General features: G+C 35.8%; 10 protein-coding genes. 1 reads left to right on the forward strand and 9 read right to left on the reverse strand.

Going from position 1 to position 12,648, the window contains the following annotated elements; genetic code table 11:
* Positions 1-14: 14 nt before the first annotated feature.
* From QUF99_RS18580 to QUF99_RS18590, 3 genes are all read right to left on the reverse strand, one after another.
* On the reverse strand, positions 15-2,114 hold the full coding sequence (locus QUF99_RS18580; RefSeq protein ID WP_289371840.1) for a vWA domain-containing protein: 2,100 nt from the start codon (positions 2,112-2,114) through the stop codon (positions 15-17).
* A gap of 232 nt (positions 2,115-2,346) precedes the next feature.
* On the reverse strand, positions 2,347-2,586 hold the full coding sequence (locus QUF99_RS18585) for a hypothetical protein (RefSeq protein ID WP_289371842.1): 240 nt from the start codon (positions 2,584-2,586) through the stop codon (positions 2,347-2,349).
* Between the two features lie 75 nt (positions 2,587-2,661).
* On the reverse strand, positions 2,662-2,997 hold the full coding sequence (locus tag QUF99_RS18590) for a hypothetical protein (RefSeq protein ID WP_289371844.1): 336 nt from the start codon (positions 2,995-2,997) through the stop codon (positions 2,662-2,664).
* A 141-nt stretch (positions 2,998-3,138) separates the two neighbouring features.
* Here QUF99_RS18590 and QUF99_RS18595 point away from each other — a divergent pair, with 141 nt between their 5' ends.
* Positions 3,139-3,492, forward strand: coding sequence for a hypothetical protein (locus tag QUF99_RS18595; RefSeq protein WP_289371846.1), 354 nt, complete (start codon positions 3,139-3,141; stop codon positions 3,490-3,492).
* A 56-nt stretch (positions 3,493-3,548) separates the two neighbouring features.
* Here the strand turns inward: QUF99_RS18595 and QUF99_RS18600 are convergent, their stop codons facing one another.
* The 6 genes from QUF99_RS18600 to QUF99_RS18625 form a co-directional block, all read right to left on the reverse strand.
* Entirely contained in the window at positions 3,549-4,307 is a 759-nt protein-coding gene (locus QUF99_RS18600) for a class I SAM-dependent methyltransferase (protein ID WP_289371848.1), read from the reverse strand.
* Positions 4,308-4,364: 57 nt separating this feature from the next.
* Entirely contained in the window at positions 4,365-6,059 is a 1,695-nt protein-coding gene (locus tag QUF99_RS18605; protein WP_289371850.1) for a peptide ABC transporter substrate-binding protein, read from the reverse strand.
* 633 nt (positions 6,060-6,692) lie between these two features.
* A complete protein-coding gene (locus QUF99_RS18610; RefSeq protein ID WP_289371852.1) occupies positions 6,693-8,399 on the reverse strand; it encodes a peptide ABC transporter substrate-binding protein in 1,707 nt (568 codons plus the stop codon).
* A 391-nt stretch (positions 8,400-8,790) separates the two neighbouring features.
* Entirely contained in the window at positions 8,791-10,053 is a 1,263-nt protein-coding gene (locus tag QUF99_RS18615) for a dicarboxylate/amino acid:cation symporter (protein WP_289371854.1), read from the reverse strand.
* A 263-nt stretch (positions 10,054-10,316) separates the two neighbouring features.
* Entirely contained in the window at positions 10,317-11,768 is a 1,452-nt protein-coding gene (locus QUF99_RS18620; RefSeq protein ID WP_289371856.1) for a GntP family permease, read from the reverse strand.
* Positions 11,769-11,837: 69 nt separating this feature from the next.
* Complete coding sequence (locus QUF99_RS18625) at positions 11,838-12,629, reverse strand: enoyl-CoA hydratase (RefSeq protein WP_289371858.1); 792 nt, start codon at positions 12,627-12,629, stop codon at positions 11,838-11,840.
* Positions 12,630-12,648 lie beyond the last annotated feature (19 nt).

The following is a 12,648-nucleotide window of genomic DNA, read 5'->3' on the forward strand; positions in this document are numbered from 1 at the left end:
TTGAACTTCCTCTATTATTCACATTCATATCGATATATTTCTTTTCCATAACCACGATCTATCAGTAACATTTCGTTCGGATATAATGTTTTATGCTCATTTCCTACCTCTTCTTCTGTAACAAACATGCCATCGATTATCATCCCAAGCACTTGCGACTCCTTCGCTACAAAAACCGATTTTGAACCTTTTTTCGCTATAAATGTCACGGATTGTATCGTCTTACGTTCCGCTCGAAACGGAATACCAAAATAATGTTTCCACCATCTATTTCTAAGTAATTCTGGCTCAGATTGATAGAGCCAATCTTTCGCAACTTCCTGATCCCATTCGTAATACAGCAGCGCTTTCCGGTGAAAACGAGGCCGTACAATCCATCCTAAAATAAGAATGGCAAGTATGAGTAGTAATATTGTAAATGGAATTACGAATTGAAAAATTGTCGCATATCGCTCCCAAAATGGCACATTACGAATATGAAACGAAATAGTTTTCTTCACTTCTTGTAACTTAGAATCTCGTACAGTGATGGTAGCTTCTACGGTGCCAGTATCTGTAAAATTGAATATGTCGGAGTAATAAGGACGAGGATATACATAGATTTGATTGCCATGTTGCTGTAATTCATAGTTGATTGATTGATGAGATGCGACACTAGTAGATTGTAATAATGCCTTTACTGCTGCTTCTGTCATCGGCTCATCGTCCAATAATGGCTGTACGACAAACGGTTTGCTCACTTCTAAATTTGTCACCTTTTCTTCATAGTCTTTTGTAATAACCTGTAAAGATAGTTTTGGTTTTGGCATAGAATCAATCCGAAATTCTTTCGTTTGCTTATAAAATCCTTTTATATTCATATGAACTTTTCCGCGGACTGCCTGTTTTTTTATTTGCATTTCGTAGTAAAACACATGTCGTTTTTCATCCCATTTCATCGGGTACAATTGGCCATCTAACTCTACTTGTGCTTCAAAGTAAGAAGCCTGAATCGGTAAATCTGTCGGCTTTGTTTCAATAACAGCCTTCGTTCCTTCATACATTTTCTCTACATTCGTCCTTTTTTTATCTTCTTTATCATAAGTAGAAACGGTATAGTCTAACGCTGGTTCAACAAGTACTTTCAATCCATCTTTTCCGATATCTTTATCAATTTCTAATGTGTATGAGCCCGGTTTTATAACTGTATGATTTGTGGAACCGATATGAGCAATAGCACCATACAATTTCGATTCAGCTGGAGCTTGAATCAAAAAATCTGATTGTAATGCTAATGGTTTTGATAGTTGCTCTATGTGGTATTGTGATGCGTCAACAGATTGTTGCACAAGCGTAATTCTCTTTAATGGAAAAGGTGTCGTAATTTCTAATTTTCTCCCTGCTATGTTCGTTTTCACTGCAGATTCGGCAGAAGAAAATGGATCTCGATTCGCTACTAAAGCAGCAGCTTGATTGACACTTTGAATGACACCATCTTCCCCGCTAGTCGGCATGACAATACCATTCGTTTCTTGCTTCCAAATCTCTTTAAATGTGTTCATTTGCAGTTGTTCTTGCCGTCCTAAATTTTCTTCCATTGTAATTAATACTGGATGTAATGAAATTTTTTTCGCTTCCATTTCTTTTTTAAATTGCCGTAATTTTTGAGTAATCTGTTCTTTACCACCATTTTTGTCTTTTTCTAATTCATTAAATGCCCCGTCAGTTAATACAATAAGCCAAAATTCACGCTTTCCATTTATACTCGCTTCCTTTTTTATAGATTGCATCGCCGTTTCTACTGCTCCAAATGGAGTATTTAAATAGTTTTTCCACGCTCCAATTTGATCGATTTCTGTTTGCCGCTTTTCATTTGTAAGGGAAACATTTACTTCTTGAGATGGACGACTCATTGGAACATATGAAAAAGTATCTTTTTCATCTAATAATGCAACTAAACTTTGCAAGGCATAATTGGCATATTTCCAGCGATCGTTATTCCTCATACTTCCAGAATCATCATATACGAGTGAAACGACCCGTTCTTTTGCCTCCTCCCCTTTTGCAAAAGTTGAAAAAGGATTAAAACATACTAGTAGAAGAAAGATGAATGCGGCAACGATTCGATTCTTCATGATGAGGCTTCGCCACCTTTGTAGACAAATTCCTATGTTTAAACTTATGAAAAGAAACAAGATATATGACTTGTATTTTCGGACAATAATCTAACCATAATTTTATTATGTAAACTAAATAGAAGAAAATAAAGCTGCTCATTGCAGCCTTATTTTCTTCTATTTCCCATCGTTACCTGTTCATTTATTTCTGTACGCTACTTTAATAATTCATTACCCTCTACTGAATATTCTATGCAAAATGTATTTCAACTTTCGACGCCGGACAATATACTCCTTCACCTTTACATGCTTTCTCTTTTCCAGTAATAAAAATTTGCACATCGATTTCTTTTCCACTGTGCGGGTGAAAAGCTGACATTTTTACTTTATAATCTAAACCTAAAGGTAAGAGACGTATAACCATTTCTACCGAAAGTGTTTCAAACGTTTGATTTTGAAAATGATATATTTTATGGTCCTTTCCATTCATAAGCGGCGCCGTTTGCTCACCGTAATTTCCCCCGCAATAACAGGCAGTAAAAAACGTGCTTAAAACAGCGTGCTCTCATTGTTTCACATATACTTGTACGATCGGATTTTCCTTATCATCTGCATGTAAACGAATATTCCCTTCACTTGTATGATAAATTCCTGACAATAACATGATCGTTAGCACATTGGGCACTTTCCCATCCGTCCCATACTTTCGTTCAAGAACTTCTTTATATTCAAAATCAAGGTCTCCTTGTATATATGTATACACTTCAAATCCATCCTCTAAATCACAAACAATCCTGTCAATAATATCTGCACCCACTTGCCGCTCCATTTCGTTGCGAAGCGCATCTGTAAATTCATTCCAAGGAACTTCATATGTTTGAAATTGATCTGTAGACTTCATATTTCTCACTCCTTTTTTCATACGCATTAACCATATAATTCCCCTTTCTCGTAACAATTATGAAACTTAGGTCAATCGTACAAGCCGCTCTTGTCCCGATAACATATCGTATTATTGTAGATACAGAAGGAGGCAAAAAATATGCATCGTCGACGATGTTACAACGCATGTCAACGTTATTTTGGAAGAGTTGTACGAATTGAAGATCGTGATGGTTATATTCATCTTGGAAGAATTGTTGATATAACCGATGATTCCGTTTGGATTGAACCAGTTCATCGTTCATCTTTTGATACAGGTTTTGGTTACTATGATGCAAGTGATCGTGCATATGAACGTGACGGCTGTGATTTTTGCGGTGGGCGACGTAAATGTGACCGTTGCGGATTTGGTTTTGGTGACGGTTTTGATGGAGGCTTTTTCAGAGGGGGCGCCTTTGAATTAGCTTTCGGATTTATTTTTGGAATTGCTTTAGCTGCATTATTTTTCATTTAATAGAAAAACGAGCTGACTGCAAAGACCGCTTCTTGCGGAATTCACGTCAGCTTTTTTTATTTTTCACAAATAAATACGCGATGCCCTAATACATGCTGATACATTTGCAATACTTTTTCATGCTGAACCCAAGCATCATACAATTCTTTTGGAATATAGTGGGACACATTCCACTCTGGCTGTTCGGTTTGTGCTGCTACCGTCTCAGCAATGGTACCTCCACCAACTATTGATATATGCTTGAAGTTTTCTTTCTGGAATAAATGTAGCCACTCTTTTTCTGTTAACAATTGCTGCATTCCATATATTTGTAATAGCTTCTTTTCTTCTTCTTGTGCTAAATGATTCTCAATCACCATCTCAATCACAACTAGTTTCCCAGCATCTTGTAGCACACGGTAACATTCCGATATCACTTGTTCCTTATTTGTAAAGGCAAGTACAGACTCCCCTAAAACAAGATGAAACTGCCGATCATGAAACCGTAATTGCTCCGCATTGCCTTCTACCAGCTCAATCTGCACGTTTTCTTGCACCCATCTATTTTTTGCTTTTTGAATCATGATTTCATTATTTTCAATTGCCGTAACGTTATAACCAAATTGTTTTTTCATATATGCTGCCGTCCGTCCTGTTCCGCAGCCGATCTCAAGTACACTCGCTTCACGTTGCAATTGAATCGCTGCTAATAGTTGCTTCGTTAACGTAAAACCACCAGGATGCGCACTTCCAATTCCGAAATAAGCTAAAAAATCAATGTATGTGTTCGGTTTCATCGGATTCTCCTTATACTTTTCTATTGTATGTATATTCAAAGGAGAAAAAGCAGTGCATAAAAAAGAGGGCGCACCATCGCGTCCCCTTTTTTCACCTTACTTATCTTCAGAAATATAAGCCCATTTATAACTATAATCTCCACCAACTGGGTGAAGAACGATGCCTTTCACTTTTGGTTTTTGGATAATTGCATTACCACGTTGGAATACTGGTGCAATCGCTGCATCATCAAGCAACATTTTTTCAGCTTTTAGTAAGCCTTCCCAACGATCTTTTGTTTTCGTTAATAGTTCGCCTTTTCCTTTTTCGACAATCTCATCATATTTCGGATTAGAATATTCCATTTGGTTATGAGAACCTTTCGTTACAAACATATCGATAAATGTCATTGGATCTAAGTAATCTGGTCCCCAGCCTGCATAAGATAATTCATAATCTTGATCTGTTTCTAATTTTAATTTTTGCTTAAATGGCTGGTTTTTCAGATTGATTTTTAATCCTGGTAAGTTTTTCTCTAAATCACCTTTTAAGAACTCACCTAATTTTTTCGCATTGTCAGTGTCGTAATTTAGTAATTCAACCGTTACTTCTTCTTTACCAAGTTCTTTTTTCGCTTTTTCCCAATGTTCTTTTGCTTTCTTCACATCTGTTTTTAAGATATCACCGTTTTCTTTACGGAAGTCTTTTCCATCTGGACTCTTCGCAAAATCTTTCGGAACTAAGTAGTCAGCTGGTGTAGAACCATCATTTAAAATTACATTCGTTAAGCCTTTTTTATCGAATCCCATAGCAATTGCTTTACGTAAGTTTTCATTTTTCAATACTGTATCTTGTCCACCACGTTTTTGGTTTAAACGTAAGAAGAATACAGATGGTGTTTTTTCTGTAAAGAAGTCTGGGCTAGATTTGAATTTATCAACATATTCAGATGCGAGTACAGCTCGATCGATTTGTCCGCTTTCATATAAGTTCACACGAGTACTAACCTCTTTTACAACGTTAAAGTTGATTTCTTCCAGTTTCACTGATTTTTTATCCCAGTATTGTTCATTTTTCTTCATCTTCCAGCCTTCTTCATGCTTCCAATCATTTAATGTAAATGGACCATTATATAATGTTGTATCTGATTCTAAGCCAAATTTACCTCCTTTTTCTGTCACGAATTTCTCATTTAACGGATAGAATGTGCCAAATGATGTTAATTCAATAAAATAAGGTACTGGATTTTCTAACTCTACTTCTAATGTATAATCATCAACAGCTTTTACACCTAATGTGTCCATAGCCGCTTTTCCTTCATTAATTGCTTTTGCATTTTTTAAATCATACATGATATACGCATACTCTGCTGCTGTATTTGGATCTAGCGCACGCTTCCAAGCATAGACGAAATCTTTCGCTGTTACCGAATCGCCATTTGACCATTTCGCATCTTTATTTAATTTAAATGTATATTTTTTTCCATCATTACTCTTCGTATGAGATTCAGCGACACCAGGCGTGGCTTTATTTTCTTTATCAAGGCGGTATAATCCTTCCATTACGTTGTTCATTACTAGAAACGATACTTGGTCTGTTGCTTTAGCAGAATCCATGGAAGGAATCTCTTGTGCCTCTGTTAAGTTTAATACTTGTTTCGCTGCTAATTTTCCACCTGACTTTTTATCATCTTTTGGAGACGTATTAGCTTTCTCTTTGTCTCCTGATCCTGAGCACGCTGTTAATGCCATGCTTACTGCTAACACTGGTGCTACGACTGCTGTTAGTTTCTTCATCTTTTTCTTTTTCATTTTTGTACCCTCCCTAATTTATATGTACGATGCTAATTTTGAGAGACTTTCAGGTAACTCCCCATGTAGTTATCTGAAAATTCTTATTAGTTAATATTCTACTGTTTTTTTCTAATTTGTAAAGTATTATTTAAAAATTCCGAAAAATATTTTTCATTACAATAACTTTTATAAACCATTCTGTTACATTTTTATATTCATTCTTCTCTCTACTATATGAATACCTCATTCTTCCTATTCTTCTCTAGTTTTTTGAAGTTCTATTCTCTTTTCACATATATTAGCAATGCAAGTGAAGGAAAAGCTCCATCATTTTGAGGTTTGGATATCACTACACCCATGAAGTGAAACTTTAATCAGTGGGGGTTTTCTTCATCTCCCACTGATTATTAGTTGAACCACTCGGGCTTTTACGGGCAGTTTATCCCCACCTAACTTCTTTGCTTCCTGTCGAACTTTGAGGTGGGGGTATTACTGCCCGTTAATGCGAGATGAAATATTTCACACATATTGTACAATCTTGCAAATAGAATTCATTCTTATGATAAAATACTTTTCGAAAAAAATTTTTATCATAGAAAAAAGCATTTCCAAAAGTAGATTTTCTACTTTGGAAATGCTTTTAGCTAAACATTATTTTCCGTCTTTTTCAGTTACATAAGCCCACTTGTAGCTATATTCTGGACTAATATTGTGATGAACAACTCCCTTTACATTTGGTTTCATTACATAAGAATCTCCTCGTTGGTATAACGGTACAATTGCTGTATCTTCTACAAGTAACATTTTTTCAGCTTTCCCTAATTCTGCCCAACGTTTTTTCGCATCCGCCATCCACTCAGTTGATCCTTTTGTGATAATTTCATCAAATTTAGGATTCGAGTAGCTCATTTGGTTGTGAGAATGTTTAGATTCAAACATCTCTAAGAATGTCATTGGATCCGCGTAATCCGGATTCCAACCACCGTAAGAGATATCATAGTCTTGTTCTTGTTCCACTTTTAACTTTTGTTTAAACGGTTGCAGTTTAATATTAACTGTTACACCTTTTAAGTTTCTCTCAATTTGGTCTTTTACATATTCTCCAACTTTTTTCGCATTACCAGTATCATAGTTTAACAACTCAATTGTAACTTGATCCTTACCAAGTTCTTTCTTCGCTGCTTCCCATGCTGCTGCTGCTTTTTTCGCATCTGGTTTTAATCCATTTTTAAATGTTTCTTGGAAATCCTTACCGTCTGGACCAGTTGCTAATCCTTTTGGTACTAAGAAATCTGCTGGTTTTGAACCGTCATTTAAAATAACATTTGCTAAAGCCTTTTTGTCGATTGACAATGCAATTGCTTCACGCAACTTTTTGCTCTTTAGTGGCGTATCTTGTCCACCACGTTTTTGGTTCAAGCGTAAGAAGTACGTACTTGATTGATCATATGTTCCAAATTCTTCTGTTTTCGATTTATATTTATCAACAAATTCTCCTGTTAATAGCGCAAAATCGATTTGACCGCTATCATATAAGTTCACACGTGTTGCTGGCTCTTTTACAACACTAAAGTTGATTTCTTCAAGTTTTACATTCTTCTTATCCCAATACGTATCGTTTTTCTTTAGCTGCCAGCCCTGTTCATGCTTCCACTCAGACATGACAAACGGTCCATTGTAAACTACTGTATCAGCTTCTAAACCGTATTTCTCTCCTTTTTCTTTTACCGCCTTCTCATTTAATGGATAGTACGATGGGAATGTCATTAAATTTAAGAAGTAAGGAACAGGCGTTTCTAACTCAACCTCTAATGTATAATCATCTACCGCTTTTGCACCTAACGTCGATACTTCCGCTTTTCCTGTATTAATCTGCTGTGCATTTTTAATAGGATATGCAATAAATGCGTACTCAGCAGCAGTTTTCGGATCTAACAGACGTTGCCATGCAAAAACGAAGTCTTTTGCTGTTACTGGATCACCATTTGACCATTTTGCATCTTTACGAAGTTTAAATGTATATTTTTTGCCATCCTCACTTTTCGTGCTTGATTCTGCTGCAGCTGGGATTGGCTTATTATCTTTGTCAAGACGATATAACCCTTCCATTGTGTTCCCTAAGATTTGTGATGATAGCGTATCTGTTGATTTTGAAGAGTCCATTGTCGGAATCTCATTTGTTTCTGTACGATTCAGTACTTGTTTCGCTGCTAATTTTCCACCTGACGCTTTATCATCTTTTGGTGATGTATTAGCTTTCTCTTTGTCTCCTGATCCCGAACATGCTGTTAATGCCATACTCATTGCTAATACTGGTGCTACGACTGCTGTTAGTTTTTTTATTTTTTTCTTTTTCACTTCTGTACCCTCCCTATTTATCTGCGCAATACTAATGTTGAAACACTTTCCGATAACTTTGTTTTTCTATATAGTTATCAGAAAATTCCTATTACCTAATATTCTACTAACTTTTTAGGTTTTGTAAAGTGTTATTATTAAAAATTTTTTAAAAATTATTTTATTACAGTAATATTTATAAAAATTCTACCCATTTTTATAATCTTTCCCTTCGCCTCCTATCAATGTCTATTTCGTTTATTAATTCTCATTTCCCCAAAATAAAATGACAAATTATGTTACATAAATAATGTATAAATCTATCAATTTCTGTTTAACAAAAATAAAAACAGCCAGCAATGCTGACTGTTTTCTCTACACGAACGAACTATAATCTTCTATTTTCCAACTCTTATCCAGCCATTTTCTCTTTCTGCATATTCACTAATAGCTTCTCATGTTTCGCTTCATCAAATTCATTTTCACTTTTAGCAACAACAACAGTTGCGATACCATTCCCAATTAAATTAACAATGGCACGCGCTTCTGACATAAATCTGTCTACCCCTAGAAGTAGTGCTAACCCTTCTAACGGAATAACTTGCATTGCTGATAACGTAGATGCAAGTACGATAAAGCCTCCCCCAGTTACAGCTGCTGCACCTTTTGATGTAACCAACAAGATTGCTATTATAGTTAATTGTTGACCAAGTGAAAGATCGACGTGAAAGACTTGTGCTAAAAAAATAGTAGCCATTGATAAATAGATTGTAGTTCCATCTAAGTTAAAAGAATACCCTGTTGGAATAACTAATCCTACTACTGGTTTTGAACATCCGAATTGTTCCATCTTCGTCATCATACGTGGTAATACAGATTCAGACGATGACGTACCAAGTACGATAAGCAGTTCTTCTTTTATATGGGATAAATATTTCCACAAACTAAATTTATACAATTTACAAATCATATTTAAAACAATAAACACAAACAGCGCCATTGTTGCATACACACAAATCATTAATTTCCCAAGTGGAATTAGCGTGCTTAAACCATATTTTCCAATTGTAAATGCCATTCCTCCAAACGCCCCAAGAGGTGCTAGCTTCATGACAATTGATAAAATATTAAAGAAGACTTTGGATAATCGCTCAAAAAAGTCGATAACAGGCTGTCCATTTTTCCCAAGCATTGTCAAACCTGCTCCAAATAAAATAGAAAAGAATAATACTTGTAAAATGTCACCTTTAGCAAACGCCTCAAACATATTAGACGGTACGATATGTAAAAAGAAATCGAGCCACTTCATCTCCTGACCACTTTGTACATACTGCGAAATATCTCCGCCTTTTAATTTAGATGGATCTAAACCATCCCCAGGCCGTACAACGTTTGCAATAATAATCCCTATAATAAGAGCAAATGTAGTTACAATCTCAAAATATAATAGTGCCTTACCACCAACACGTCCTACTTTTTTCATACTTCCCATGCTAGCGATTCCGAGTACAATCGTTAAGAAAATTATCGGTGCGATAACCATTTTAATCATATTAATAAACGTTTCACCAATCGGTTTCATTTGTTGTCCGACACTAGGCCAAATTGCTCCGACTAAAATACCACAAATAATTGCGACAATGACTTGGAACGTTAAATTTTTTACAATTTTCATCTGTCAATTCTCCCCTGTTTTCTTCGTCTCTCCCCTATGTATATAAAGCCATTATGAAATATATCTTTTTTGAAACCCCCTTGTTACTGAACTAGAACTATAATATTATGTTACACTATTAGAAGTTAAATTTAAATAGTATATCTTATTTATTTAAAAATAACATACTAATAGACAAAAAATCGATTATAAAAAGCAGACGCTCCACAAGCCGTCTGCCTTACTTACCAAATATAAATCTTTCCTATACAGCAAATAAAAAATTAGACAATTGAGAACGTTACATACATACCAATTACAAAAAAGACAGCCATTGTTTTGATTATTGTAATTGCAAATATGTCTTTATAAGCTTGACGATGTGTTAATCCCGTAACTGCAAGTAACGTAATAACCGCTCCATTATGCGGTAAAGTATCCAATCCACCTGCCGACATTGCAATAACGCGATGCAATACTTCTAATGGAATCTGGAATGTACTAGCCGCTTCAATATATTTGTCTGCCATTAAGCTTAATGTGATACTCATACCTCCTGAACCCGAACCTGTAATTCCGCATAAAATATTCGTCATGACAGCTCCACTTACTAACGGGTTTGTAAACATCCCTGTAAGAGAATGCTGCACTGCTGCAAATCCTGGTAAAGCAGCAATTACTCCTCCAAATCCATATTCAGCTGCTGTATTCATTGTCGCAAGTAAAGAACCACTAATACCGACATTCATACTCGTATTAAAATTTAGTCTAACCTTCTTTATATTTAATAGAATCGTTGTTATGATTCCCATTATAAGAGCTAATTCTACAGACCAAATACCGATAACCTGAGCCATATCTATTTTTCCGTACGCTTTTAAACCAATCACAGCAAAATCAAATCCACTCGCATACCATGTTGGTATTGCTTCCGTAAAAAACTTATTCATTATACCTACAATTAGCAATGGTAGAAAAGCAAACCAATCCTTTCCTACTATCCTCTCTTCTATAATACCCGGTGTTGGCACAGACATAGCAGCTTCACTATTCGCTGCCATTTCCGACTCTGCCTTAATTGCTTTGTCTCCCATTCCGTAATATCCCTCACCATTTGCAAGAGCTTTCCGTCGGCAGCGTTCCAAATACAGCATACCTAGTATAAAAATAAACAATGCCCCAATAATCCCTAGTGTTGGTGCGGCGTATATGTTTGTCTTAAAAAAAGTAGTTGGAATTACATTTTGAATTTGCGGAGAGCCTGGTAGTGAATCCATTGAAAAAGTAAAAGCACTGAATGCAATTGTAGCTGGAATTAGGCGCTTTGGAATATTAGCTTCACGAAATAATTGCGCTGCAAATGGATAAATGGCAAATACTGCAACAAACAAACTTACACCACTATACGTTAAAATCGCTCCCATTAATACGATTGCTAAAATGGCTTGTTTCGCTCCAATAAAACGAACAATGATTTTTGCGATTTTTTCTGCAACCCCAGTTACTTCAACTAACTTTCCAAAAATAGCACCCAGTAAAAATACAGGAAAGTATAATTTTACGAAACCTACTAGTTTCTCCATAAAAATATTCGAGAAAAATGGTAGTACGTGAGAAGGTTCTGTCAAAAATACTGCCAACAATGCACACAAAGGAGCAAATAAAATGACAGAAAAACCTCGATACGCAAAAAACATCAATAAGCTCAGAGCAATTAAAATAACGACAATGTCCATATACTTTCCCCCTTTTCACTCACATATAAAGTACGCTAAAAATGAAGTTACTAACCTACAAAGAATTCATTATTTATTGCTGAAATGCGGCTCTCTTTTCTCAATAAATGCCGTAACACCTTCTTTTACATCTTCTGTTTGAAACACCTTTCCAAAATATTTCGCTTCAATATGAAGCCCTTCTTCCAAAGATACTGCTGTTCCTTCATAGATTGCTTGCTTCATATAAGAAAGAGCTGGAAGAGAAAATCGACTTATTTCATTCGCGGTCTCTTTTGCTTTTTCAAGTGCTTGTCCTTTCGCAACAACAAAGTTAGCCAATCCAATTTCTTTTGCTTCTTTCGCAGAAATAGGTTTTCCGATAAACATCATTTCTTTTGCTTTTCCTTCTCCAATTAATCTAGGTAAACGTTGTGTCCCTCCTGCACCTGGAAACAATCCTAACGTAATTTCTGGAAGTCCTATTAAAGCATGATCTTCTATCACTCTTAAATCACAAGCAATTGCCAATTCACAACCTCCCCCTAAAGCCAAACCATTTATAGCAGCAATAATTGGCTTAGAAAGACGTTCCACCTTATTAAGAGGATGTTGAAGCCCCAATGATTTCATTTCTGCATACCTTTCTCCTTTGCTGATCCAGTCAGGAAATTCTTTAATATCCCCTCCCGCTACAAAGGCTTTCTCTCCTGCCCCTGTAATGATTACAGCAACTACATCCACGTCATTTTCAATTTCTTTTAATACGTCTGCTAGTTGTTGAATCACATACATATTCAGCGTATTTACCGGTGGATTATTGATTGTAATAATGGCTATTTTCTCTTCTTTTATCCAGCTCACAACACGACCATCCTTCATGAAACATCCCCCTTTTTCT

This window comes from Bacillus sp. DX4.1, assembly GCF_030348195.1.
Lineage (GTDB): Bacteria > Bacillota > Bacilli > Bacillales > Bacillaceae_G > Bacillus_A.

Excerpts from the sequence above, each read along its gene's own strand:
- QUF99_RS18595 (WP_289371846.1), top strand. The coding sequence starts at position 3,139 with ATGCATCGTCGACGATGTTACAACGCATGTCAACGTTATTTTGGAAGA.
- QUF99_RS18605 (WP_289371850.1), bottom strand. The coding sequence starts at position 6,059 with ATGAAAAAGAAAAAGATGAAGAAACTAACAGCAGTCGTAGCACCAGTG.
- QUF99_RS18585 (WP_289371842.1), bottom strand. The coding sequence starts at position 2,586 with ATGAATGGAAAGGACCATAAAATATATCATTTTCAAAATCAAACGTTT.
- QUF99_RS18615 (WP_289371854.1), bottom strand. The coding sequence starts at position 10,053 with ATGAAAATTGTAAAAAATTTAACGTTCCAAGTCATTGTCGCAATTATT.
- QUF99_RS18620 (WP_289371856.1), bottom strand. The coding sequence starts at position 11,768 with ATGGACATTGTCGTTATTTTAATTGCTCTGAGCTTATTGATGTTTTTT.
- QUF99_RS18590 (WP_289371844.1), bottom strand. The coding sequence starts at position 2,997 with ATGAAGTCTACAGATCAATTTCAAACATATGAAGTTCCTTGGAATGAA.
- QUF99_RS18580 (WP_289371840.1), bottom strand. The coding sequence starts at position 2,114 with ATGAAGAATCGAATCGTTGCCGCATTCATCTTTCTTCTACTAGTATGT.
- QUF99_RS18625 (WP_289371858.1), bottom strand. The coding sequence starts at position 12,629 with ATGAAGGATGGTCGTGTTGTGAGCTGGATAAAAGAAGAGAAAATAGCC.